Here is a 25,341-nt window from a genome sequence, read left to right as displayed (position 1 = left end):
AAGCGGCCTCAGTGCATCTCGGGGGCGAGAACCGAAGCCGCCACGTTGCCGATATCGGCATAGCCTGTCTCGCGGCGCGGAATGGCGTCCACGATGGCGTAGTTGGAACGGTTCGAGAATAGGGCCTCGAGCACCGAGAAGTTCATGCGGTGGCCGCCGCAATAGGACCGATAGGTGCCGAGCAGCGGCAGACCGGCGAGGGACAGGTCGCCGACCGCATCGAGCAGCTTGTGACGGACGAACTCGTCCGCATAGCGCAGGCCCTCGGGGTTCATGATGCCGTCGTCGCCGATGGCGACCGTGTTCTCGAGGGACGCACCCAGCGCGAAGCCGGCGCTCCAGAGCTTCTCCACGTCGCGCATGAAGCCAAAAGTGCGGGCGCGGGAGATTTCACGGCGAAAGACGGAGGGGGAAAGGTCGACGACCTTGCGCTGGCGGCCGATCACCGGGGTCGGAAAATCGATCTCCACGTCCAGGCGGAAGGCGCGGTCATTGGGAAGAAGCTCGGCAAACGCCTTACCCTGCGTGACGCGGACCGGCTTGAGAACCTTCAGATAACGGCGGGTGGCCCCCTGAATCGCGATACCGACCTGGTCGATGGCATCGATGTAGGGGGCGGAGCTGCCGTCCAGGATCGGAACCTCCGGCCCGTCGATCTCGACAAGCACGTTGTCGATGCCGAGGCCGGAAAGCGCCGCCATGAGGTGTTCGATGGTGGCGACCGCGCCCGTATCGCGGTCGCCAATCACCGTGCAAAGCTCGGTGGCGGTCACCGCCAGATGCCGAGCATCGATCAGTCGGTCCAGGCCGCCCGGCAGGCCGGTGCGGAGGAAAGCAATACCATGATTCACTTCAGCCGGATGAAGGATCATCTTCACTTCATCCCCGGAATGAACTCCGGTTCCAACGAGGGTCACGGCAGCGCGAAGCGTGGTTTGCTGGCTTTGCTTCATTATTCCTGAACCTCAACTACCCTTGTCGCCAAACTGAGCCTATTTCGCCGGGGAAGGTGCAGTTGCTGCGTTGTGACTTCCGACCGGCAGGCTTCTCATTAGCGCTGCCCCTTTAACGTGGAGGCACCTTAGTCCTGCTGTCAGGCTAGGCCAAATCACGCTTTCTTACTTTGTGTTACAATTTGGATAACTCGCAAGCCATTGATATTAATGATTTTTTAACGAAGAAGGCCCCCAGCCGTATCGGGCTGGGGGCCTTTTGTAACATCTATGATCAGGCGTCAGGCCAAGCTTAGTTGGCTTGGCGACGCAGGAAGGCGGGAATCTCCAGCTGATCGTCTTCCGACTGAGCCCGGGGAGCCGGGGCCATCGGGGCCTGTTGAGGACGCTGGGCCTGGGGCGGCATGGGCCGGCGGGCATACTCGGCATGGACCGAAGACATGGCCTGACGCGGCGCTTCCTGACGTGGCTCGGCCGGAGCGTGCTGGGGCTCCTCGCGGCGGCCGAAGCCGATGGTCGCAAGGCGCTGGATCAGCGAAGGCTTATGCTCATGAGCGGTCTCCTCGCCACGGCTGGCACGGATCTGATTCTGCGCCGGCATCGGCAGCTCGTCGATTCGCGGCATCCGGGCCGGACGCATGGCGCGCTCCGCCTGCGGCGGGATGAAAGCGCCCTGCTCCACCGGCTCTTCATAGATCGGAGCCTGCGGAGCCGGAGCGTCGTAGGCCACCGCCTGGCGGGGCTGAGCCGGCGTGAGAACCACGTCGTCGCGAATCATGGGCTGCGGAGCGGACTCGACCGGCTGAGCCGCCGCGACAGGAGCCGCAACGGGGGCCGGAGCCAGAACGGGCGTGCCCTGGGTCAGGATCGGAGCCGCCTTCACCGGTTCAGGCTGGGCGGCGGAACGAAAAGTTGGCGTCACCTGGGTGGTGGTGGCGCGGGCCCGGGCCTCGGCCCGCAGGCGCTCGGCCACTTCGGAGATGCGCTGCTCGGTCGCCGTCAGATCGCCGCCGTTCTCCAGCATGGCATGGTCGATTCCTGTCGCCACGACGGAGACGCGGATGATGCCTTCCAGGCTCTCGTCGAAGGTCGCGCCGAGGATGATATTGGCATCCTGGTCCACTTCCTCGCGGATGCGGGTGGCTGCTTCGTCGAGTTCGTAGAGGGTGAGATCGTTGCCGCCGGTGATCGAGATGAGCAGACCACGCGCACCCTTCATCGACACGTCGTCGAGGAGCGGGTTCGCGATGGCCGCTTCAGCCGCGCGGATGGCGCGCTTCTCGCCGGACGCTTCGCCCGTACCCATCATGGCCTTGCCCATGCCGCGCATGACGGAGCGCACGTCGGCGAAGTCGAGGTTGATGAGGCCTTCCTTCACCATCAAGTCGGTGATGCAGGCAACGCCGGAGTAGAGCACCTGGTCGGCCATGGCGAAGGCGTCCGCGAAGGTCGTCTTCTCCGTGGCGACACGGAACAGGTTCTGGTTCGGAATCACGATGAGCGTATCGACGGCCTGCTGCAGCTCGTTGATGCCAGCTTCCGCCAGACGCATGCGTCGCACGCCTTCGAACTGGAACGGCTTCGTGACGACGCCAACAGTCAGTATACCGAGCTCGCGGGCCGCACGGGCCACGACGGGAGCAGCACCCGTGCCGGTGCCGCCACCCATGCCGGCGGTGATGAACACCATGTGCGAGCCTGCGAGCTGATCGCGGATCTCGTCGATCACCTCTTCAGCCGCCGCGCGGCCGACTTCCGGCTGCGAGCCGGCGCCGAGGCCTTCGGTGACCTGAATGCCCATCTGGACCACGCGCTGAGCCTTTGAGGAGGCCAGTGCCTGCGCGTCGGTGTTCGAGACCACGAACTCGACGCCTTCGAGACCGGATTCAATCATGTTGTTCACGGCATTGCCGCCGGCACCGCCGACGCCGAAAACCGTGATGTGCGGCCTGAGTTCCCGGATGTCCGGAGCTTGCTGATTGATAGCCATGACCTGTGCCTCTTCTGGCCTTTATACTGATGAGCGTTTGGCGGACGCTGACCCTTGTTGACTTGAACTCATCACGATGGCCCGCCGCGCCAACGCGTTACTCGTCTTAAAAACTCTCGCGAATCCACCGGCCCATTCGCGAGAAATAGCCGTCGGTTCCCGTACTCTGAAACAAGCCGCTGGAGCGCGGCTCGAAATACTCGATATGTGCCACCTGCGGATAAACCAGGAGGCCGACCACTGCCGAAAAGGCAGGGCCCTTTGCCGCTTCAGGCAGACCCTTGATGCCGAGCGGACGCCCGACACGAACCTGGCCCTGCAAGATGCGGCGCGCCGTTTCCGGCAGCCCGACGAGCTGGCTTGCGCCGCCCGTCAGCACGACCCGTCGTCCGGCCTGGGCCGCAAAGCCCGCGCCCTTCAACCGGTCGCGCACGAGTTCGAGAACTTCCTCGACCCGCGGCTTGATGATGCGAACGAGGTGCGATTTCGGCAGATGATTCGGAACGTCACGTTCGTCCTCATCGACCTGCGGCACCGCGATCATGTCCCGGTCATCCGCGCTCGAAGTGATGGCGGAGCCGTAGAGAGTCTTGAGCCGCTCGGCTGCGGACACGCGGGTCGTGAGACCGCGCGCGATGTCCATGGTCACGTGGTGACCGCCGACGGCGATGGCATCGGAATGCACCAGATGTCCGTTGGAGAAGATGCCGACGCTCGTGGTGCCACCGCCCATGTCGACCACGGCGCAGCCCATATCGGCCTCGTCGTCAACGAGAGCGGAGAGACCTGCCGCATAGGGCGTGGCGATCACGGCCTCGACGCCGAGATGGCAGCGCTCGACCGCGAGCATGAGATTGCGTGCGGCCGCCGCCTCGGAGGTGACCACGTGCAGGTCCGCACCGAGACGCTCGCCGATCATGCCGGCGGGATCGACGATGTGGTTCTGCTGATCGAGCGAGAATCCGGTCGGCAGCGCGTGAAGAACGGTCCTTCCACGACGCAGGTCGTAGCTCGATGCGGCATCGAGCACGCGATGAATGTCACCGGAGCTTACTGCACCGCGCACGGGGATATGCGCTTCGAAATGCTCGGACGCGAGACGCCCGCCGGTGAGGTTGACGATCACCGACTGGATCTCGACCTTCGCCATGCGCTCGGCAGCGTGAACCGCCTGACGGATCGCGCTTTCGGCGGCTTCGAGATCGACGACCACGCCGCCCTTCAGGCCCATGGAGCGCTGATGACCGATGCCGAGAATGCGCGCCACGTGGGTGCGGCTGCGCAGCGACTCGACCTCGTCGGCCGGCTTCAATTCCGCCACGACGCAGACGACCTTGCTCGTGCCCACATCCAGGACCGAGAGGATGGCGCTCTTGCGCGCGGACAGCGGCTTCAAGCGAGGCGTCAAACCGTGACCCGAGAGACTCATGTATCGACCCCCTTGCCGCGCATTGGTTTTTTCTTGAGTGCCTCGGCGCGGGCCAGGGCTGCCTCTTCCGTCAAGCGGACGACGACACGATCCGCCATGCGCAGATCGATCGCCAACACGTCCTTTTCCAGAATCTTCTGCTCGTGTTCGAGCTTCACGAGTCGGGCCAGCGCATCGGCGGCCCCGAGCTCCGGCAGGCGCACGTCCATGCCGTTATCCATCTTGAGCGTCCAGCGCCGTCCGGCCACGAGCGTGCCGGCTCGAATGCGGCTCTTGAGCGGGCCTGCGGCTTCGAGCAGCGCGAGATAATCCTTGCTGCGGGTGTTGGCGCCCTCGCCCACCACGAACGGCAGATCGAGGTAGCGTTCGTCCTGCATCAGGTCGATCACCGTACCGTCGGCGGCGATGACGAAGAGCTCGCCGTTATGCTGCCAGATGCCGTGCGCCTCGCGCTCGGTGAGCGTGATGACGAGTTCGTTCGGATAGAGCTTGCGCACGGTCGCCGACTTGACCATCGGCACGCGTTCCAGACGCTCGCGCAGATCGCTCACGTCGAGGAAGGCCAGCGACAGCTTGGAATTGATGCCCGCCGCTGCGAGAACCTCGCTCTCGGTCATCTGCGAGATGCCGGAGATCGTCACCTGTTCGAGGCCGAGGCCGACCACACGGGCCAGGGCATGATGCGGCTCGCCGTGCTCACGGATGAAGCCGTCGATATGACCACCCTGCCAGAGACCGAATCCGACCACAGCGCCGAAGAAACCGAGGGCTAAGCCCGTTCCGAGAAAGCGGGGAAGACGCCGCTCGAGCGGGACGCTCGCCGAGCGCCGGCGCACGCTGCGCGAGGAGCCGAAGATCTTTTTGATTCGCGAGGGCTTCTTGAAGTGGGAGGCACCTGCCGCCCTGCCTCCGGAGGCAGGGCGCGCAACGGCGAATCCGGCCGGGTAGGCCGTCATCGGTTGCAGGTAGCGTCCTCCACCATCCATTGCACAAGCTCGCCAAATGAATAGCCCGCATGGGCTGCCAGTTCTGGCACCAAGCTCGTCTCGGTCATGCCGGGTTGCGTGTTGACCTCAAGAACGACGAGTTCCCCGGTTCCTCCAGGAGTGTCGTCGTACCGCAAGTCGGCGCGGCTGATTCCCCGACAGCCGAGCGCTTGATGCGCCGTTAACGCCAACTCTTGGACCTTTTGGTAAATATTCGGTTTAATTTCTGCCGGGAGGACGTGAATGGAGCCCCCCTTCACATATTTCGCATCGTAATCGTAGAAGACCCCGGTGGCAGGCTGGATATCGATGACCCCAAGGGCCCTGTCACCCATGACCGCGCAGGTGAGTTCCCGTCCCGCAACATATGATTCCACAAGGACTTGCTCGCCGAAGGCCCAGTCCTCACGGGTCAGTTCCTGGGGCGGATGGGAGCGGTCCTCGCGGACGATGATGACGCCGACGGACGAGCCTTCGTTGATCGGCTTGATCACGTAGGGCGTCGGCAGGACGTGGCTTTTCGCCGCCTCCAAACGGTTAACGACCATGCCCCGGGGAACCGGCACACCGGCCGCGGCCATAACCATTTTGGCCTTGTCCTTCTGCATGGCGAGCGCCGAGGCGAGAATGCCGGAATGGGTGTAGGGAATCCTTAAGATTTCGAGCAGACCCTGGATGGTTCCGTCCTCGCCCACGCGGCCGTGGAGCGCGTTGAACACCACATCCGGCGCTACGGCCTGAAGCACGGTAGCGATGTCGGGCTGCACGTCGATGGGGGTGACCTTGTAGCCTAGCTCTTCGAGAGCCTTGCAGCAGGCCCGGCCCGACGCCAGGCTCACCTCGCGCTCCGCCGACCAGCCGCCATAGAGGATGGCAACGTGCTTCGCCATGGGTCTCTCCCGTCATGCGCCCCGGCAAGCCGGGATGATTGATTAAGTGATTCGGATCAGGCCTTCGCCAGTCCGACCCGCTTGATTTCCCATTCGAGCTCCACGCCCGACGCCTCGCGGACGCGGCGGCGTACCTCCTCGCCCAAGCCTTCGATATCGGCCGCGGAGGCGGAGCCATGGTTGATCAGGAAGTTGCAATGCATCTCGGACACTTGGGCATCGCCGATGCGAAGCCCGCGGCAGCCCGCAGCGTCGACCAGCTCCCACGCCTTCCTGCCCGGCGGATTCTTGAAGGTGGAGCCGCCCGTGCGGGTGTTGACCGGCTGCGTCAAGGAACGCGCCTCGGTGATCGCGTTCATCTCGGCGAGGATCTCGTCCGAATTGCCCGGACGGCCCTCGAACAGCGCTTCCGTGAAGATCACGTCGTCCGGCACGCTCGAATGGCGATAGGTGAAGCCCATCTGCGCATTGGAGAAGCTCACCGCTTCGCCATTGCGTGTGACACCCTTGGCCTCGACGAGCACGTCCTTCGTCTCGCCGCCATAGGCGCCGCCATTCATGCGCAAAGCCCCACCGATGGCGCCGGGGATGCCGCGCAGGAAGGACAGGCCCGCAATACCGGCCTCCGCCGCCGCGCGCGCCACCTTCACGTCAGGCGCGCCAGCGCCGGCACGCACGCGATGCCCCGGCTCGACCGACACATCGGCAAGGCCTTTGCCCAGACGGATGATCACACCTTCCCATCCGCCATCGCGAATGAGCAGGTTTGAGCCGAGGCCCACGACGAGAACCGGCACGCTGCGATCGAGGTGCTGCAAAAAGTATGCGAGATCATCCGCATCGACCGGCGTGAACAGCACCTGCGCCGGACCGCCTGTGCGGAACCACGACAGCGGCGCCGTCGGCGCATTCGCCTCCAGCTTACCACGCAGTTCGGGCATGCCGGCTTTCAGGTCGGGAACGATATCGGCAAACATCAGGCAGCCTTCTCGCCCAGATGCTCGAGCTCGCCCGGCAGCGCGTAGGCCCATTGGGTGATGTTGCCGGCGCCGAGGCAGATCACGTAGTCACCCGGCTGCGCTATGCCCTTCACGAGGCCTGCGAGGTCCTCCGACTTTTCGAGCGCCATCACGTTGCGATGGCCGCGCGCCTTCAGGCCCGACACGAGGCCGTCGCGGTCGGCGCCCGGGATCGGCTGCTCGCCAGCGGCATAGACCGGCGCGACGATGACCGCATCCGCATCGTTGAAGCAGGTGCAGAACTGGTCGAACAGGGACGACAGGCGCGAATAGCGGTGCGGCTGCACCACGGCGATCACCTGTCCGTCCGTCGCGGCGCGCGCGGCTTTCAGCACCGCTGCGATCTCGATGGGATGGTGGCCGTAATCGTCGAACACGGTGATGCCGTTCCAGTCGCCGGTGCGGGTGAAGCGGCGCTTCACGCCGCCGAAGCCGGCAAGTGCCTTGCGGATCGCATCGGGCGAGACGCCGAGCTCGTGCGCGACGGCAATGGCGGCGGTTGCGTTGAGCGCGTTATGGGCGCCCGGCATCGGCAGCACGAGGTCTTCCAGCTCGAGACGGAAACCCGGACGGCGGTCGCGGATCATGACACGGAACTTGGTCTGTCCGCCGCGCGGATCGACATCCATGATGCGCACGTCCGCCTGCGGGTTCTCGCCATAAGTGATGATGCGCCGGTCCTCGATGCGACCCACGAGATCCTGCACGGTCGGATGGTCGATGCACATCACCGCGAAACCGTAGAACGGGATCGAGTTGATGAAGGAATGGAACGCGTCCTTGATCGCGTCGTACGTGCCGAAATGGTCGAGATGCTCGGCATCGATGTTGGTGACGATGGCGACGTCCGCCGGCAGCTTCAGGAAGGTGCCGTCGGATTCGTCCGCCTCCACCACCATCCACTGGCCATCGCCCATGCGGGCATTGGTGCCGTAGGCATTGATGATGCCGCCATTGATGACAGTCGGATCGAGCCCGCCCGCATCGAGCAACGTGGCGACGAGCGACGTCGTGGTGGTCTTGCCGTGGGTGCCGGCCACCGCGACGCAGGACTTGAAGCGCATGAGCTCGGCCAGCATCTCGGCGCGGCGCACGACGGGCAGGCGCTTCTCGCGGGCGACGATCAGCTCTGGGTTGTCGCGCTTGATAGCGGTCGAGACCACGACGATCTCCGCATCGTCCACATTCTCGGCCTTGTGGCCGATGAAGGTCTTGATGCCCTTATCGTTGAGGCGCCGGACGTTGTAATTGTCGGCGGCGTCCGAGCCCTGCACCGTGTAGCCCAGATTGTGCATGACCTCGGCGATGCCCGACATGCCGATCCCGCCGATGCCGATGAAGTGAATGGGACCAAGCTTCGGCGGCAGTTTCATGGTTTTTTTCCGTTATTGTTCGAAGGAATGAGGGTAAGAACGGCTTGCGCCAGACGTTCCGCCGCATCCGTGATCCTGGCGCTATGTGCAGCGGCGGCGGCTTTGGTCAAGCGGTCAGGCTCTTGAAAAAAGAGCTGAATTTCGTTTGCCAGACGCTCAGGGGTGAAGTCCGATTGCGGACAAACGATGGCAGCGCCCAAATCTCCAAGGGTTTTGGCGTTGGCCGCCTGGTCCTGATCGAGAGAGCCCGGCAGGGGCACGAGGATCGAGGGACGGCCGATCACCGCCAGTTCCGCCACCGTCGAGGCGCCCGACCGCGAGACCACGAGATGGGCCTGGGCCAGTCTTTGCGGCAGGTCCTTGAAGAAGGGCTCCGCCTCGAATTCCACATCGAGATTCCGGTAATGCTCGCGCACGCGCTCCAGATCCTCGCCCCTTGCCTGCTGCGTGACGCCGAGACGTGAGCGCAGATCCGGTGGAAGCAGTTCGATTGCGGGCGGCACTACATCGCTCATCACCCGCGCGCCCTGGCTGCCACCGACCACGAGGAGGCGGAGTTTTCCGTTGGGCTCCAGGCTCGCATAGGGATGCTTCGCCGCCTCCAGAACCGCGGGACGGATCGGGTTGCCCGTGTGGACGAGTTTGCCCGGCACATTCGCCGGAACGCCCTTGATGTCGGCGAAGCCCGTGGCGATCACGCTGGCGCGGCGGGCGAGCAGGCGGTTAGCGCGGCCCATTACGCCGTTCGCCTCGTGGATCACTGTCGGCACCTTGAGGAAGGATGCGGCCAGAACCGGCGGCACGGTGGGATAGCCGCCGAAGCCGGCGACGACATCGGGCTTCATCTGCCGAATGAGAGAAGCCGATTTCAATGTTCCCCGCCCCAGCAGCAGCGCGGCCTTCGCCATCTGCGGTAGCGAGCGGCCGGACGGAGTAGCGGAGGGAATTTCGACGATCTCGTCGGCCGGGAACGAACCCGCATAGGCGTTGGCACGCTTGTCGGTGGCGAGCGCCACCTTGGCGCCGGAGGCCTTCAAGGCATTGGCGAGCGCTTCGGCCGGAAACAGATGACCGCCAGTGCCGCCGGCGGTCAGGAGAATGAGAGGAGCGCTCATCAATGCGCCCGATCCTGATTGTAGTGGTCCATCATCTCGGCGCGCGGGCGCCGCCGCGTGAGCGCGATGAGGAAGCCCATGCCGAGAGCGAGCGAGAGCAGCGACGAGCCGCCATAGGAGATGAAGGGCAGCGTCATGCCCTTGGCCGGCATGAGATGCACGTTCACCATCATGTTGATGCAGGCCTGCAGGCCGAACATGAAGATGAGGCCCGTGGCCGCGAGGCGGCAGAACGTATCCTCGCTGCGCCGCGCGAGCGTCAGGCCGCGCAGCACGATGAAGGCGAAGACCATGAGCAGCACGATGCAGACGACGATGCCGAATTCCTCGGCCGTCACCGCGAAGATGAAGTCGGTATGCGCATCGGGCAGGATGCGCTTGACCGTGCCCTCGCCCGGACCGCGCCCGAGCCAGCCGCCGCGGGAGAAGGATTCCATCGCCGTGTCGACCTGGAAGGTATCGCCGGAATCCTTGTCGAGGAAGCGCTCGATGCGGGCGCGCACGTGCGGCAGGAATTCATAGGCCGCCACGATGCCGACAAGCCCGGCGCCGCCGAGACCCATCACCCAGAACCAGTGCAGGCCCGCGATGAAGAACAGGCCGCACCAGACGATGGTGACGAGCATGGTCTGGCCGAAATCAGGCTGGAGGATGAGCGGGATGATGGTGGCGGGCAGAAGCAGGAAAGCCAGCAGGGTGCCCGGTACGTCCTTGCGCCGCGCGCCTTCCGAGAAGGCCCAGGCGGAGAGTACCACGAAAGCGGGCTTCACGAATTCGGAGGGCTGCAAGCCGAGCGGGCCGATCATGATCCAGCGATGCGCACCCTTGATCTCGGGACCGTATTGGAACGCCAGCAGGATCAACACCATGCCGACCGCATAGACCAGCAGCGCCAGACGCCGGATGTGGCGAAGCGACAGGAACGAGACAGGGATCATGATCGCGAGCGCCGGGATGAGGAACATCACCTGCCGGTTCACGAAGTGGAAGGTGGAGAGGCCGAGCCGCTCTGCGACAGGCGGGCCGCCCGCCATGAGGAAGACGAGGCCCGCCAGCATGAGGATGGCGAGACCTGCGAGGAGCAGGCGATCGACAGTCCACCACCAATCGCCGAAGGCCGAGCGTTCCGCACGTGACACCATGTCTAAGCCCCCTTGGCTTCGATGCCGGGTAACGCCCGGACCAGATCGCGGAAATGATTTCCGCGCACTTCGTAATTCGGAAATTGATCGTAGGACGCGCAGGTCGGCGACAGCAGCACGACGGCGGAGCTGCCCAGCGCCTGGGCATCCGCTGCCGCCTGTGCCACAGCCTTATCGAGAGTGCCGCTCTGGACATGGGGAACGTCGCTGCCGAGCGTCCCGGCAAATTCATCCGCGGCCGCGCCGATGAGATAGGCCTTGCGGATCCTCGGGAAGTAGGCTCTCAGCGGCTCGATGCCGCCTTCCTTCGCCTTGCCGCCGAGGATCCAGAAAATGTCGTCGAAGGACTTCAGCGCCTTCTCGGTGGAATCCGCGTTGGTGGCCTTCGAGTCGTTGATGAAAAGGGTCGATCCGATGCGGCCGACCTCCTCCATGCGATGCGGCAGGCCAGGGAAGGTCTGCAGGCCGGAGCGGATCTGCTCCGGAGAAACATTCAACGCCAAAGCGACCGCGACTGCCGCAGCGGCGTTCTGCGCATTGTGTGCACCGCGCAGAGAACCGATGCCCGACAGATTGGCGATGGGAGCAGCGTCGGAATCCGTCACGCCGACAAGCGTTTCACCGTCCGCAAAGACGCCCTTCCCGCTTAACGGCTCGACCGAGACGCGGGCAACGTTGACGCCAGTGCCTTCGCAGGTATCCGCAATCGCGCGGCTCGTCGGATCATCAACCCCGATGACGGCAAGCCCCGCCTTCGCCACCAGACGCTCCTTGATCGCCGCATAGAGCGCCATCGTCCCGTGCCGGTCGATGTGATCCGGCGACAGGTTGAGATGAACGCCAATCGTGGCGCTAAGCGACGGCGCGAGGTCGATCTGGAACGAGGAGCACTCGACCACGTGGATGCGGCTGTCCGACGGCGGCTCGAGCGACAGGATCGCGGTGCCGATATTGCCGCCCATCTGCACGTCGCGGCCGGCCTCGCGCAGGATATGCGCGATCAGCGCCGTTGTGGTGGACTTGCCGTTCGTGCCGGTGATGGCCACGAAGGGTGCGTTCGGTGCGATTTTCGCCCGCTCGCGGCAGAACAGCTCGATGTCGCCGATGATCTCGACACCGGCTTGCCTCGCCAGCGTCGCCGACCAGTGCGGCTCGGGATGGGTCAGCGGCACGCCCGGCGAGAGGATGAGGGATGAGAAGCGCGACCAGTCGGCCTTGCGCAGGTCGGCGGTCTCGATGCCCTTCGCGTTGGCCTCGGCCATCTTTGCCGGGTTGTCGTCGCAGGCGATCACATGCGCCCCGCCCTCCTTCAGGGCAAGCGCTGTCGCGAGCCCCGAGCCGCCGAGGCCGAAGAGCGCGACCGTTCTGCCAGCGAAGGTGGTGACGGGGATCATGCGTCTTACCGCAGCTTGAGGGTGGCGAGGCCGGTGAGCGCGAGCACGACGGCGATGATCCAGAAGCGGATCACCACCTGCGGCTCGGTCCAGCCCAGCTGCTCGAAATGATGGTGGATCGGCGCCATCTTGAAGACGCGCTTGCCCGTGAGCTTGAACGACGTGACCTGGATGATGACGGACATGATCTCCAGCACGAAGAGGCCGCCGACGATGGCGAGCACGATCTCGTGCTTGGCCGCGACCGCGATGGTGCCGATCATGCCGCCGAGCGCCAGCGAGCCCGTATCGCCCATGAAGATCTGGGCCGGCGGCGCATTGAACCAGAGGAAGCCCAACCCCGCGCCGATGAGCGCGCCGCAGAGCACTGCCAACTCGCCGGTGCCGGGGATGAAATGGATCTGCAGGTAGTTGGAGAACACCGCGTTACCGGACAGGTAGGCAATGAAGCCGAAGGTGCCTGCCGCGATCATCACCGGCACGATGGCAAGGCCGTCGAGACCGTCGGTGATGTTCACCGCATTGCCTGCGCCGACGATCACGAAACCGGCGAAGACGATGTAGAACCAGCCGAGGTTGAAGATCAGGTCCTTCGAGAACGGCAATGCCAGTTTGTTGGCAAGGCCGGGCGTCGCCATATAGGAAATCGCGATGCAGGCAAGGGCTGCGATCAGCGCTTCGATGGCAAGGCGCGAGCGGCCGGAAAAGCCCTTGTGCGACTGCTTCGTGACTTTGAGATAATCGTCATAGAAGCCGATGGCGCCGAAGCCCACGGTGACGAACAGCACGATCCAGACATAATGGTTTTCAAGGTTCGCCCAGAGTAGGGTCGAGATCAGCACACCCGCGAGGATCATCAATCCGCCCATGGTCGGCGTACCACGCTTCGTCAGCAGGTGCGATTGCGGCCCATCCTCGCGGATCGGCTGGCCCTTGCCCTGGCGCAGACGCAGGAGCGAGATCATCCACGGGCCGAACAGGAAGACGATCAGCATGGCGGTCGCGGTCGCGCCGCCAGTGCGGAACGTGATGTAGCGGAAGACGTTGAGGGGGCTGAAGTAAGGGCTGAGCTCAGCCAACCAGGTGAACATCGATCATCCTTTCAGCGCGTGGGCGGTCGGGCTCGCGCCGTAACGTTCTTTCAAGGCTTTGACAATCAAGGCCATCTTCATGCTGAGCGAGCCCTTGACGGTGACGGCATCACCTGGACGCACAGCCGCGCAGACCTCATCGACCAGTTCGGCGGAGGTATCCGCGTGGACTGCGATCTTCGCCTTCGGCAAAGCATCGACGAGATTTTTCATGAGGGGACCGCCGGCAAACAGCAGGTCGATCTTGTTGGCCTCGATGGCTTCCGCGAGCTCCGCATGCAGGCGCGGGCCCGTTTCGCCCAATTCCTTCATGTCGCCGAGAACGGCGATGCGCCGCGCGCCGCGGCCGAGTTCGACGGCGCCGAGATTGGCGAGTGCCGCGCGCATGGAGGCCGGATTGGCATTGTAGCTCTCGTCGATCAGAAGCGCCTCACCGTCGCCGATGGTAAGCATGGTCCGCTCGCCGCGCCCGACCGGCGGCTTCAGCTCCGCGAAGGAGAGCGCCACCAGCGCGAGATCGGCGCCGAGTGCGTGGGAGGCTGCGAGCACGCTTAAGGAATTGAGCGCGATGTGCCGGCCGGCCGTGCCGATCCTGTAGGTCAGGGGCTGACCGAAGATCGTGGCATCGACCACGGAATGATCGGGCTTCACGATGATGCGGTGAGCGCGGATATCCGCCGCCTCGTGCTCGCCGAAGGTGATCACACGGCCCGCCGCGGATGCAGAGGCATGGGCACGCATGCGCTCGAAATAGGCGTTGTCGCGGCTGATCACCGCCGTGCCGCCGGGCTCAAGGCCGGAAAAGATCTCGCCCTTGGCATCGGCGATGCCCCAGAGCGAGGGAAAGAACTCGATATGGACCGGCTCGATGGTGGTGATCACGGCCACATGCGGACGCACCATGCCGGTCAGCGGCATGATCTCGTAGGCATGGTTCATGCCGATCTCGAACACGCCGAAGGTGGTCTCGCGCGGCATCCGGGCCAGCGTCAGCGGCACGCCCCAGTGATTGTTGTAGGACGCGACCGAGGCATGCGTCGCGCCTTCGCGCGACAATGCAAGGCGCATGGCCTCCTTCGTGCCGGTCTTGCCGACGGAGCCGGTGATCGCGACGATCTTCGCATCGGTGCGCTTGCGCGCGGCACGGCCCATCTGGCGCATGGCCTCGAGCACATCCGGCACGACGATGAGCCTGTCGGAGCCTTGAAAGGCAGGAGCCTTTTCCTCTGACACGACGGCGGCAGATGCGCCTTTATCCAGCGCGGCCCGCACGAAATCGTGCCCGTCATGAACGTCGCCCTTGATGGCGAAATAGAGATCGCCCGGCTCCAGCGTGCGCGTATCGATGGACGCGCCTGTGCCTTTCGCGAAGCCGGCGCCGATGCGGGCGCCGGTGGCGGCTGCAATCTCATCTTTTGTCCAAAGGGGCGAATTCATCCCTGCCTCTCCGCAATGGCCGCCCGGACCTCGTCGTGGTCCGAGAACGGCAGGGTCCGGTCGCCGATGATTTGGCCGGTTTCATGGCCTTTTCCGGCCACGACCAGAATATCGCCTTGGCGAAGCTCGTTCACGGCCGTGCGGATGGCTTGAGCCCGATCCCCGATCTCGCGGGCGCTGGGTGCAGCTTTGAGAACTTCGGCGCGGATTGCGGCCGGGTCTTCCGAGCGAGGATTATCGTCCGTGACGATGACAACATCCGCCTTGTCGGAGGCAATGCGTCCCATGAGCGGACGCTTTCCCCGATCCCGGTCACCGCCGCAACCGAGGACGCAGATCAGCTTTCCCTTGACGAAGGGACGCAGCGCATCGAGCACATGGGCGAGCGCATCGGGCTTGTGCGCGTAATCGACGATGCAGATGGCGCCGTCCACCTCGCCCACCTGCTCCAGGCGGCCGGACACGCCTTTGAGGGTTCGGAAGCCCTCAAACACCTCTGCCGCCCTGCTCTCGCTTTCGACGGCGAGTACAAGGCCTGCGGCCACGAGCGCATTCTCGACCTGGAAGGCGCCGAGAAGAGGTAGCGTGGTTCGGATGGTTTTCCCAAAAGCATCAACGGTGAGTGCCTGCGTGAAGCCTTCCGCGCGCGCTTCGACGAGACGAATCGCCTCGCCCGTGCTGCCGGTGGTGAGAAGCTTCAGGCCGCGATTGCGCACGCCCTGCAGGAACACATCCGCATAAGGGCCGTCCGCATTGATAATGGCGGGCGCGTCGCCCGGCAGAAGCGTGTCGAACAGGCGCATCTTCGCCGCCGCATAGGCTTCCGTCGTCGCGTGGTAATCGAGATGATCGCGGCCGAGATTGGTGAAGCCCGCAGCATCGAGATGCACGCCATCGAGACGGCGCTGGTCGATGCCGTGCGAGGAGGCTTCCATCGCAAGCCGCGTGATGCCATCGTTCGCTAAGCGATCGAAACTCTCGTGCAGGGAGATCGGATCGGGTGTTGTCAGCGAGCCGTAGGCTTTTCCGTCCGAGGTGATCACGCCAAGCGTGCCGACGCTGGCGGATTTGTATCCCAGATGGGCGAACAACTGGCGCGTGAAATCGGCCACTGAGCTCTTGCCGCTCGTGCCCGTGACGGCGACGATCTTCTCCGGTTGCCTCGGATAGAAGCGTGCGGCGGCGAGAGCCAGCGTGCGGCGCACGTCGTCCACCTGAACATAAGCGATATGGCCCGGGAGATCCGACGGACGCGCCGCCTCACCGACAATGGCGACGGCGCCTGAGGCCACGGCCTGCGGCACGAAGCTCATGCCGTCCACCCTCGTGCCGGGCACGGCGAAGAACAGGGTGCCCTGCTCCACCTTGCGGCTGTCGGAAGCGATCTTCGAAATGACGAGAGGGGCATGCTCATGCCCCTGTGCCAGATCGACAAGATCGCCGAGATGCATGGTCCGCGCGCTCATCGGTTGCTGCCCCAGGCACCGAGGCGCGACATCAGCGGGAAAGGCTGTGCCGGCGGCTCGAAGCGCGGCGGAACACCGAGCAGCGGCGCCACGCGCTCGATCACGTTGCCGGTCACGGGACCCGCGTTCCAGCCTGCGGTCGAGAAGCCATAGGTGCCTTCCACCGCCTGCGGCTCGTCCATGATGGTGAGGAACACGTATTTCGGCTTGTCGGCCGGAACGACGGCGGTGAAGGTGGTGAAGTTCTTGTTCTTGGCGTAGCGGCCGTTGATCACCTTCTCGGCGGTGCCGGTCTTGCCGCCGACGAAGAAGCCTGCGACGGAGGCGGAGCCCGCCGAGCCTTCCGGAGTCGATGCGTTGAGGCGCATCACATAGCGCATGGCCTCGCTCGTCTCGGGCTTCAGAACCTGCAGCGCGTTCTGGCGCGCTTCGGCCTCGTTGCGTTTGAGAACGGTCGGCTTGATCAGCACGCCGCCATTGACCAGCGCGCCGACAGCCATGAGCGCCTGAAGCGGCGCGACCGCGAGGCCGTGGCCGAAGGCGATGGTCATGGTGTTGAGTTCGCCCCAGCGCGGCGGAATGATCGGCAGGGCGTTTTCCGGCATCTCGGTTTCGAGACGCGAGAGCTGGCCCATCTTGCGCAGGAACGTCTTGTGGCCCTCGACGCCGATGCCGAGCGCCATGCGCGCGGTGCCAATATTCGAGGAGTGCACGAACACTTCTGGCGTGCTGAGAACGCGCCGCGTCGGGTGATAATCGCCGATGGTGAAGCGGCCGTAACGCAGGCCCGAGCGCGCATCGAAGGTCGAATTGATGTTGTACTTGCCGGAATCGAGCGCCATCGCGACGGTGAGCGCCTTAAAGGTCGATCCCATCTCGAACACGCCGACATTGATGCGGTTGATTCGGTCCTTGTCGAGCGCATCGACCGGGTTGTTCGGGTCGTAATCCGGCAGCGACACGAGAGCGATGATCTCGCCGGTGTTGACGTCCAGGATAGCGCCGGCGGTGGCCTTGGCCTTGAACTTCGCCATGCCCTTGGCAAGCTCGTCACGAAGTGCGTGCTGCACACGCAGATCCAGCGACAACTGGATGGGTTTGAGGTCGGCGGCGGAGATGTTGAAGCCTGCGCCGTTGAGATCCTGCAGGCCCATGCTGTCGATGTATTTCTCGATGCCGGCGATGCCCACATTGTCCACGTTGGCGAAGCCGAGCACGTGCGCAGCCGCCTCCGCATTCGGATAGACGCGCTTGTTCTCCGGCAGGAATCCGATGCCGGGAATGCCGAGGCGATGCACCTCCGCCTGCTGGCGCGGTGTGATCTCGCGCTTGACCCAGACGAAGCCCTTCTTGGTGCCGAGCTTGTTGCGCAGATCCGTGGCGTCGAGGTCGGGCAGAACGGCGGTCAGGAGTTCGACCGCCTCATCCTTATCGACGATGTTGCGCGGCTCGGCGAAGACGGAGACCATCTTCACGTCAGTGGCGAGGATCTCGCCGTTGCGGTCGACGATATCGGGACGCGCAGCGGAAATCTCGGAAGACGCGACGCGGCGCACCTCGCTGGTGTTCTCGCTCGTGACGGCAAGGTAGACGAGGCGTCCGCCAATGAGACTGAACAATCCGACGAAGCAGGCTGCCGCGAGGCCAACGCGTGATGTGCTCTTGTCGTGGCGCAGACGAAACAGCTCGCGGGCGTGACCGAGCACACCACGTTTCTGTATGGGTTTCTTACCCTGCCATTCGGTTTGGGGCTCTTGCAACACGAGGCTCACCGTCTCGGGGTTTGGGTCGTCGGGGTGCGGGCGTCCGAACTCTTGTCCTTCGGCGTCGATGTCGGCCCGAGAAGCCCGAGCGCTTCGAGCTTGCGGCCGATCTCGTCCTCACGCGAGGGACGGTTCGGCAGGTCGGACAGGCGCGCGAGCTGCTGGATCTTCAGGGGCTGGAGATCGAGATGCTTGTCGGCGGCTTCCTGCAGACGGTCGGGGCGGTCGAGATATTGCCATTCGGCCTGCAGCACCGCGATGGCTTCGCGCTCGCGCTGCACCTTGGATTTCAGCTTCGCGACCTGCTCGGCATAATAGAGCGTGTCGTACTTGATCGAATAGGCATAGCCTGCCGATGCGATGAGAACAGAGATCGCAATGATGTGGAGCAGCCGGATCATCGGCGCCCTCCCCGTTTTTCGGCCGTCTGCGGCAACTCAGCCAGCATGGTGATGGCGCTCAAAGGCTCCTGCGGCGGCGTGTCGGTGCGTGCACCGGCCCGCAGCTTCGCGGAACGCGCCCGCGGATTGCGCGCCATTTCCTGCTCGCTCGGTCCGACAGGACCTCTGGTGATCGCATCGAAAGTGGGCTCCGGTGCGGCAGCCGTCGGCAGATGGCGCGAGCCGGTGGCCGCGCGCCCGGTACGGGCAGCGAAGAACTGCTTCACGATGCGGTCTTCGAGCGAATGGAACGTGACGACGACGAGACGACCGCCGGGCTTCAGAATGCGCTCAGCCGCGTGCAGCGCGCGCACCAATTCGCCGAGCTCATCGTTGACCGCAATGCGCAGGCCCTGGAACACGCGTGTCGCCGGATGGATGCCGCCGGGCTCCTGCCGGATCAGCGAAGCGACGAGATCGGCCAGCTGGCGCGTGGTTTCGAACGGCTGGCGGCGGCGCATCTCGATGATGGCGCGGGCGACCGCGCGGGCGCGACGCTCCTCGCCATAATGGTAGAAGATGTCGGCGAGCTCGGCCTCGGATGATTCGTTGATGAGATCGGCCGCGCTCGGGCCGCTTTGCTCCATGCGCATATCGAGCGGGCCCTCGTTGCGGAACGAGAAGCCGCGCTCGGCCTGATCGAGCTGCATGGACGACACGCCGATATCGAGCACGACACCATCGACGCTCTCGAAACCCTGCGATTGCGCAAGATCATCGAGATCGCCGAAGCGACCGGGAACGAGCATCAGGCGCTTCTTGAACTTGACCGCAAGGGAAGCCCCGCCCGTGATCGCATCGGGATCGCGGTCGATCGCAACAACCTTGTTTTGAGGATGCCCATCGAGAATGGCGCGGGTATATCCGCCGGCGCCGAACGTGCCATCGATGAATGTGCCGCCGCGCTTCACATCGAGCGCCGTGCACACCTCCTCCAGGAGAACAGGAACGTGACGGGACGGTCCGCCAGCGGCTCCGGCTCCTGGGCCGTCGCCGCGTCCCATCATCGTTCCCGTACTCCTGGTGAGGTGTTCTGCACTAACCTTGGCTCCATAACTCGACTTCCCAATGCTTTCTTCAGGTCTCGGACCTTCGTGCGCGCCTCCTCCAAGTGCGCACGGAAGCGCTCGGGCTCCCAAATCTGGAACTTGTGACCGAGTCCGACGAACGTCACCGTATCGCCAATCCCGGCATGCACTTTTACCGTATCCGTCAGGATGACACGCCCTTCCGGATCGACTTTCAGAATCTCGCTTGTCCCGAACAACGCCGTCGACAGCTGATCCCGCTCGTCCGAATAGGGCGACAGCGTCGACAAGAACGCATCGATCTCGTTCAGAAGCGTATTGCCGCCTGCGTCCAAGGCCTGCGCGTCCAGCGCCGGATGAACGTAGAGCCCCTCGAATCCGTCCCTGGCCAACACGGCCCGGAAGGATGCTGGGATCGAGACGCGACCCTTCGAATCCAACTTGTTGGTGAAATTGGACACGAAGCGGTTCATTGGCCGCAGCTCGCACGCTCCTGATTGTCAGCCCCAAGGCAGATCTTGAGGATCCGCCACCCGCAGCCGGTGATGACGCTACTTTCAGAAGCAGGGTGTCAGCATTTCTTGAGTGCTTGACGCCCCCTTCGGAAGACACCGTCGACGGGATGATTTGGGATAACATGGGATACTATGGGCGTCAACGGAACGGAGGTGGAGCACACGCCTCATGGCATGCGCTCTCCATGAGACGCATTTACGGTTAATGAATCGTAAGCAGAGCAAAGGTTTGCTCCGCTTTCCTGCAAATTTCAGGCCTGTGGAAAGATGGGGTCAGCCGGCCTATAAGCCGGGTTCTGTAGAGCCCAAAGTCTAAGACCTTGGACGTGGCGACCATTCCTCTGGGACGGTCATCGCTGACCGCCTCAAGCAACCAACCCGGACGACGAGCCTGGAAGCAGGCCTGGCGCGAACGCCTGTCGTCCCTATTCGGTTTTGCTCCTGGTGGGGTTTACCTTGCCGTCCGCATTGCTGCGTCCGCGGTGCGCTCTTACCGCACCCTTTCACCCTTACCCCGAGATCCGAGAACCTTTGCGGGGCGGTCTGCTCTCTGTGGCACTTTCCCTGGGGTTTCCCCCGCCGGACGTTATCCGGCACCTTGCTTCCATGGAGCCCGGACTTTCCTCCCCGAGATGAACTCGAAGCGGCCGCCCGGCCAGCTGACGGTAGGGATGTGGTGCAAAAGGCGGCCCCGCGTCAAGGCCGAAGGTTAATCGGCCGCGGCCGTCAACACCTTCACCTTGGCGCAATAGGCGCGCGATGCACCCGTCATGGCCTGCGTGCGGTGACCGAACTGATAGCGCAGGATGGTGCCGCAGGTGTCACCGCCGGCGAGCTTGTAGGCCTTGGCGAGATATTTCAAACCGTAACGGAGATTGGTTTCCGCATCGAGAAGGCCCGTTGCCGGACCCTGATAGCCGAGCGATTGCGCAGTGCGGACATTGATCTGGGTCAGGCCCATGTTCGGGCCGTTGCGGGCGCTGGCATTGTAGCGGCTTTCGAGCCGGATCACGGCATCCGCCAACTCATAGGGCAAGCCGTTCTCGGATGCATAGCGGACGATCAGCGGCTTGATCGCACTGCCACGAACGGCGTCGGATTGCCGGAGCTTCAGCCTGGCATCCATTGGCGTTGATGGAAGCGAAGCGGTCTGGTTGCCAGCCTCCTCGTCGTCCGACGGAGCGGCAGCCTTTACGACATTCTTGGACTGGGATTTGCCATCCTGAGCCTTGTCGGTCTTGGCCGCGATAGAGTTGTCCTTTGGCTTCTTCTTGTCCGATCCCTTGGCGGCCTTCGCAGGCTTCTCGGACTCGGCTGCCGCGGCGGTTTCTTCCTCGGCGACGGCTGCAGCCTCGGCGGCCGCAGCATTCAGGAATTCCTCGGCCTTGTCGGGGGAAATGACGTTATCGGCATTCCCGCCTTCCGCCCGGGCCTCGGCGGCCAGGATCAGTGCCGCGGCACCAAGAAACGCAATCGCGAGGGTTCTGAGCAGATGTTGCCAAGTCAAACCGAGACTCCAGCCGGCATAAATCGGAAGGCGCGGTCGGTGACGGCCAAATAAGGCGAAGATGTGGCTCCTCAGGCCGCATATTTGTTCAGAAAACGTTCAAGCTTGACCGTGTTCCCTCTACGCTGCCTGGCTTTGCGGCCTCAATTCTAGCCTCGGCCGAATTTGAAAATTTTTCGACAGCTTATCCGGAATGGGGAGGAACTCTTTCTCCTCCCGGGAGTTGGCGACAGCGTAAGGTCAAGCTAAACAGGAATGGGCAGCCTACAGCCCGCTCAACAACAGGGAAGCCTCCATGAAGAAGATCATGACAGCCATTGCCGCCGGTGCCCTCACCCTCTCGATGGCAGCCTGCAATACCCCCGGCGAGCGCGCAGTCGGTGGCGCGGCGATCGGCGGCCTTGCTGGTGCGGCCATTGGCGGTGCAGCCACGGGCCGTGGCAGCGGCGCTCTGGCGGGTGCGGCCATCGGTGCTGCCGGTGGCGCGATCGTCGGCGCGGCAACCACCCCGGCTCGCCCGGCCTGCCCCTACGGCACGTATCAGGACGTCTACGGCAACGTTTACTGCCGCTGATCGCGCATCCGAGACCGAATTCAGGGGTCGGGACATTCCCGGCCCCTTTTCTTTTGCCTGCACTTGAGCGTACGACTAATCGCAAGATGATTCAGTCGATTTGGGGTAAGCTGGGTGGCGCTGGCATCGGGCTCGCATTGGGCGGGCCGATCGGTGCTCTCCTGGGCGGTGTGGCAGGCCACGTTCTCATTGACCGCGAGGGCGCTCCTTTCGGAAAGCCGCCGCGCGACGTGCTGTTCACCATGGGTCTCGTGGCGCTCGCCGCCAAGATGGCGAAGGCCGACGGCGTCGTGGTCGATGTCGAGGTCAGGGCCTTCGAGCAGATCGTCGAGGTGCCGGAGAACGAGCACAGCAAGGTCGAGCGCCTGTTCAACCTCGCCATGCAGACCTCCGATGGTTTCGAGGCCTATGCCCGCCAGATCGGCGACGAATTCAAGGAAGAGCCTGCCCTGCTCGAGGACGTGCTCGACGGCCTGTTCCACATCGCCAAGGCGGACGAGGCGATCCACGAGGCCGAGTATGTCTATCTCAGGGACGTGGCGACGATCTTTTCCTTCTCCGACAAGGATTTCGAGCGCATCGCGGCGCGCCATGTGCGGCGACCGGACGATCCCTATCTCATCCTCAAGGCCGACCGGGGCATGAGCGACGAGGAGCTGAAGCGGCACTACCGCAGGCTCGTCGCCGAAAACCATCCCGACCGGGAGATCGCCCGCGGCCTGCCGCCCGAAGCCGTGAAGATCGCAACCGAGCGCGTGGCCGCCATCAACGCCGCCTGGGAACGCATCGCCGCCGAGCGGAACCTCAGGTGACGGCATGAGCGCTCTTTCCCCGGAAAGCCCGGTCGCCGGCAAGGTGTTTCCGTCGCCCAACCATGGGGAGCGCAAGGATGGCCGGCGCCCGAGCATGCTCATCCTCCACTACACGGGCATGCCGGACGAAGGCGAAGCCCTGCAATGGCTGTGTAATCCGGTCTCGCAGGTCTCGGCCCATTACTTCGTATTCGGCGACGGGCGCGTCCTCCAGCTCGTGCCGGAGATGCGCCGGGCCTGGCATGCGGGCCTCTCCTATTGGGATGGCGAGGCGGACATCAATTCCAGCTCCATCGGCATCGAGATCGCCAATCCCGGCCATCCGGGCGGCCTTCCCTCCTTCCCCGATGCGCAGATCGAAAGCGTTGCCGCGCTGGCCAGGGACATCGTCTCCCGCTGGCGCATTCCCGCGACCCGGGTGCTCGGCCATTCCGACGTCGCGCCCGGCCGCAAGGTCGATCCGGGCGAGCTGTTTCCCTGGCAGCGCCTGCACGAGGCCGGCGTCGGCCATTGGGTCACTCCTTCAGCCACGAGCGACGGCCGCTTCTTCTCGCGCGGCGACCAGGGCATGCCCATCGAAGCCCTGCAGGCGATGCTCGCCATGTATGGCTACGGCGTGAAGATCAACGGTGTCTTCGACGAGGACACGGAAAAGGTCGTCGCCGCCTTCCAGCGCCATTTCCGGCCCGAGCGCGTCGACGGCGTGGCGGACGCCTCGACCATCATGACCCTGCGCAACCTGATCGCCACGCGGCCACAGCTTGCCGCATGACAAAGAGTTAACTCGTAACGTCCCGGAAAATCGGCCACAATCACCCCTCATGACATCCTGTGTCAGAGCATCGGACCTAAAAGTGGTTTCCACTTTTAGGATCAATTCGATGCTCATCTATTGGAAGAGCGCATCGTTCGGAGCGGAAAACCGGATCCACTTTTCCGCACGATGCGCAGGAGAGAGGGTTTTTCGGTGCGTCGCGTCTGGTTGTGGGTGATCGGCATCTTGCTCATGGCAGGGACGGCTGGCTTCGTGCTGTGGAAGCCGACGGGCGGCAATGCCTCCGATCAGGCCTATCGCCTCGGCACGGTGGATCGCGGCCCGATCACGGCAAGCGTGCGCGCCACCGGCACGCTCAACCCGGTCACGACGGTGCTGGTCGGCTCCCAGCTTTCGGGGCAGGTGGTCGAGATCCTGGCCGACTACAACACGCCCGTGAAGGAAGGCCAGGTGGTGGCCCGCCTTTACGCCGAGCAGATCAAGTCGCGCCGCGACGCGGCCCTGGCAGATCTTGCCCAGGCGAGAGCCGATCTCGAGACCAAGCGCGCGCAGATCGACAAGGCGCGCTCCGCCCTGCAGCGCTCCGAAGCGCAGGCGAACGATCTTGCCGCGCAGCGCGACCGGGCGCAGGCGCAGCTGACGGAAGCGCAGCGCAATCTCGACCGGCAGCGGGAACTCAACACCCGTGCGGTGGGAACGCAGACGGCGCTGGAACAGGCCGGAACGCAGCTCGACATTCAGAAGGCGAACCTCACATCGGCCGAAGCGCAGATCGCCTCCAACAACGCCGAGACGGAAGGACTCAAGGCGGACCTCGCGCTGGCCGAGGCCGGCGTCAAATCGGCCGAGGCGATCATCCTGCAGCGGCAGGCCAAATTGAGAGACATCGAGATCGATCTTGCCCGCACGGACATCAAATCCCCGGTCGAGGGCGTCGTGGTCAAGCGCGACATCGAACTCGGCCAGACCGTCGCCGCATCTCTCTCCGCCCCGACCCTGTTCACCATCGCGCAGGATCTGCGCGAGATCGACATCTACGCCAATATCGACGAGGCGGATGTGGGCCGTCTCAAGGACGGGCAGAAGGTGAGCTTCACCGTCAACGCCTATCCGAACCGCAGCTTCGAGGGCAGCGTGCGCATGGTGCGCCTCTCCGCGCAGACGGTGCAGAACGTGGTGACCTACACCGCCGTGATCGGTGTGAGGAACCTGGATCAGGCGCTCCTTCCCGGCATGACGGCGAACCTCCAGATCATCACGGACGAACGCGAGGATGTGCTGCGCATCCCGAACGCGGCTCTGCGCTATCGGCCGACTATTGCTGTCGCCTCCGCTGAGCCGAGGACTGTTGCGCAGAACGGCCAGTCTCAACGGCGGCGTGCACGCAACCAGGACGCGGAAGCACAGCTGGACGAAGGCACCAGCGGACGCATCTACATTGTCGGGCAGGACGGCCATCCGCAGGCGGTGCATGTGCGGCTCGGCGTGACGGACGGGGCCTATACCGAGATTATGCGCGGCGATGTGCAGGAAGGCGCGGCGATCATCGTCGGAGCCCAGCGCGCCGATGCGGCGGAGGATGCGAACGGCTCGTCGTCGAACCGCCGCCCACGTCCGCCACGCATGTTCTAAGGAGCACGAT

At 64.2% G+C, this 25,341-nt stretch carries 22 protein-coding genes and 1 other RNA gene; 4 read left to right on the top strand and 19 right to left on the bottom strand.

What is annotated here, in order from left to right:
* Positions 1 to 8 precede the first annotated feature (8 nt).
* The 19 genes from lpxC to JO965_RS07485 form a co-directional block, all read right to left on the bottom strand.
* Complete coding sequence (gene lpxC / locus JO965_RS07575) at positions 9 to 953, bottom strand: UDP-3-O-acyl-N-acetylglucosamine deacetylase (protein WP_203443071.1); 945 nt, start codon at positions 951 to 953, stop codon at positions 9 to 11.
* A 292-nt stretch (positions 954 to 1,245) separates the two neighbouring features.
* Positions 1,246 to 2,943, bottom strand: a complete 1,698-nt coding sequence (gene ftsZ / locus JO965_RS07570; RefSeq protein ID WP_203443070.1) for a cell division protein FtsZ — start codon at positions 2,941 to 2,943, stop codon at positions 1,246 to 1,248.
* A 106-nt stretch (positions 2,944 to 3,049) separates the two neighbouring features.
* A complete protein-coding gene (gene ftsA / locus JO965_RS07565) occupies positions 3,050 to 4,372 on the bottom strand; it encodes a cell division protein FtsA (RefSeq protein ID WP_203443069.1) in 1,323 nt (440 codons plus the stop codon).
* A complete protein-coding gene (locus tag JO965_RS07560; protein ID WP_203443068.1) occupies positions 4,369 to 5,358 on the bottom strand; it encodes a cell division protein FtsQ/DivIB in 990 nt (329 codons plus the stop codon). Before JO965_RS07560 ends, ftsA begins: the two co-directional genes overlap by 4 nt.
* Positions 5,325 to 6,248, bottom strand: a complete 924-nt coding sequence (locus tag JO965_RS07555; protein ID WP_203443067.1) for a D-alanine--D-alanine ligase — start codon at positions 6,246 to 6,248, stop codon at positions 5,325 to 5,327. Before JO965_RS07555 ends, JO965_RS07560 begins: the two co-directional genes overlap by 34 nt.
* A gap of 56 nt (positions 6,249 to 6,304) precedes the next feature.
* A complete protein-coding gene (gene murB, locus JO965_RS07550; protein ID WP_371826845.1) occupies positions 6,305 to 7,225 on the bottom strand; it encodes a UDP-N-acetylmuramate dehydrogenase in 921 nt (306 codons plus the stop codon).
* Positions 7,225 to 8,640, bottom strand: coding sequence for a UDP-N-acetylmuramate--L-alanine ligase (gene murC / locus JO965_RS07545; RefSeq protein WP_203443066.1), 1,416 nt, complete (start codon positions 8,638 to 8,640; stop codon positions 7,225 to 7,227). The genes murB and murC overlap by 1 nt, the downstream gene beginning before the upstream one ends.
* Positions 8,637 to 9,755 (bottom strand): undecaprenyldiphospho-muramoylpentapeptide beta-N-acetylglucosaminyltransferase, encoded by a 1,119-nt coding sequence (murG, locus tag JO965_RS07540; RefSeq protein ID WP_203443065.1) that lies wholly within the window; start codon positions 9,753 to 9,755, stop codon positions 8,637 to 8,639. Before murG ends, murC begins: the two co-directional genes overlap by 4 nt.
* Positions 9,755 to 10,897 (bottom strand): FtsW/RodA/SpoVE family cell cycle protein, encoded by a 1,143-nt coding sequence (locus JO965_RS07535; protein WP_203443064.1) that lies wholly within the window; start codon positions 10,895 to 10,897, stop codon positions 9,755 to 9,757. Before JO965_RS07535 ends, murG begins: the two co-directional genes overlap by 1 nt.
* Positions 10,898 to 10,899: 2 nt before the next feature.
* Positions 10,900 to 12,291: a UDP-N-acetylmuramoyl-L-alanine--D-glutamate ligase gene (murD, locus tag JO965_RS07530; RefSeq protein ID WP_203443063.1), complete on the bottom strand. Its 1,392-nt coding sequence runs from the start codon at positions 12,289 to 12,291 to the stop codon at positions 10,900 to 10,902.
* 5 nt (positions 12,292 to 12,296) lie between these two features.
* Positions 12,297 to 13,382 (bottom strand): phospho-N-acetylmuramoyl-pentapeptide-transferase, encoded by a 1,086-nt coding sequence (gene mraY, locus JO965_RS07525; RefSeq protein ID WP_203443062.1) that lies wholly within the window; start codon positions 13,380 to 13,382, stop codon positions 12,297 to 12,299.
* 3 nt (positions 13,383 to 13,385) lie between these two features.
* Complete coding sequence (locus JO965_RS07520; RefSeq protein ID WP_203443061.1) at positions 13,386 to 14,819, bottom strand: UDP-N-acetylmuramoylalanyl-D-glutamyl-2,6-diaminopimelate--D-alanyl-D-alanine ligase; 1,434 nt, start codon at positions 14,817 to 14,819, stop codon at positions 13,386 to 13,388.
* A complete protein-coding gene (locus JO965_RS07515) occupies positions 14,816 to 16,285 on the bottom strand; it encodes a UDP-N-acetylmuramoyl-L-alanyl-D-glutamate--2,6-diaminopimelate ligase (RefSeq protein ID WP_203443060.1) in 1,470 nt (489 codons plus the stop codon). The genes JO965_RS07520 and JO965_RS07515 overlap by 4 nt, the downstream gene beginning before the upstream one ends.
* Positions 16,282 to 18,048 carry a peptidoglycan D,D-transpeptidase FtsI family protein gene (locus tag JO965_RS07510; protein WP_371826844.1) on the bottom strand — a complete coding sequence of 589 codons (1,767 nt, stop codon included), beginning with the start codon at positions 18,046 to 18,048 and terminating at the stop codon, positions 16,282 to 16,284. The genes JO965_RS07515 and JO965_RS07510 overlap by 4 nt, the downstream gene beginning before the upstream one ends.
* Positions 18,049 to 18,053: 5 nt before the next feature.
* A complete protein-coding gene (locus tag JO965_RS07505; RefSeq protein WP_203443058.1) occupies positions 18,054 to 18,449 on the bottom strand; it encodes a hypothetical protein in 396 nt (131 codons plus the stop codon).
* Positions 18,446 to 19,495 (bottom strand): 16S rRNA (cytosine(1402)-N(4))-methyltransferase RsmH, encoded by a 1,050-nt coding sequence (rsmH, locus tag JO965_RS07500; RefSeq protein ID WP_203443057.1) that lies wholly within the window; start codon positions 19,493 to 19,495, stop codon positions 18,446 to 18,448. Before rsmH ends, JO965_RS07505 begins: the two co-directional genes overlap by 4 nt.
* Entirely contained in the window at positions 19,492 to 19,989 is a 498-nt protein-coding gene (mraZ, locus tag JO965_RS07495; RefSeq protein ID WP_114943002.1) for a division/cell wall cluster transcriptional repressor MraZ, read from the bottom strand. The genes rsmH and mraZ overlap by 4 nt, the downstream gene beginning before the upstream one ends.
* A 311-nt stretch (positions 19,990 to 20,300) precedes the next feature.
* Positions 20,301 to 20,694, bottom strand: an RNA gene (gene rnpB, locus JO965_RS07490) — RNase P RNA component class A.
* A gap of 46 nt (positions 20,695 to 20,740) precedes the next feature.
* A complete protein-coding gene (locus tag JO965_RS07485) occupies positions 20,741 to 21,538 on the bottom strand; it encodes a lytic transglycosylase domain-containing protein (protein WP_203443056.1) in 798 nt (265 codons plus the stop codon).
* A 295-nt stretch (positions 21,539 to 21,833) separates the two neighbouring features.
* Here JO965_RS07485 and JO965_RS07480 point away from each other — a divergent pair, with 295 nt between their 5' ends.
* The 4 genes from JO965_RS07480 to JO965_RS07465 all read left to right on the top strand — a co-directional run bounded on the left by JO965_RS07480 (position 21,834) and on the right by JO965_RS07465 (position 25,331).
* Complete coding sequence (locus JO965_RS07480; protein WP_203443055.1) at positions 21,834 to 22,112, top strand: glycine zipper domain-containing protein; 279 nt, start codon at positions 21,834 to 21,836, stop codon at positions 22,110 to 22,112.
* 86 nt (positions 22,113 to 22,198) lie between these two features.
* Entirely contained in the window at positions 22,199 to 22,924 is a 726-nt protein-coding gene (locus tag JO965_RS07475; protein ID WP_203443054.1) for a TerB family tellurite resistance protein, read from the top strand.
* Between the two features lie 4 nt (positions 22,925 to 22,928).
* Entirely contained in the window at positions 22,929 to 23,696 is a 768-nt protein-coding gene (locus JO965_RS07470) for an N-acetylmuramoyl-L-alanine amidase (protein WP_203443053.1), read from the top strand.
* 195 nt (positions 23,697 to 23,891) lie between these two features.
* Positions 23,892 to 25,331, top strand: a complete 1,440-nt coding sequence (locus tag JO965_RS07465; RefSeq protein WP_203443052.1) for an efflux RND transporter periplasmic adaptor subunit — start codon at positions 23,892 to 23,894, stop codon at positions 25,329 to 25,331.
* Positions 25,332 to 25,341 lie beyond the last annotated feature (10 nt).

The sequence above is a fragment of the Microvirga sp. VF16 genome (assembly GCF_016864375.1).
Lineage (GTDB): Bacteria > Pseudomonadota > Alphaproteobacteria > Rhizobiales > Beijerinckiaceae > Microvirga.
Note: the sequence above shows the minus strand (reverse complement) of the source record. Positions and strands in the feature narration are given on the sequence as shown.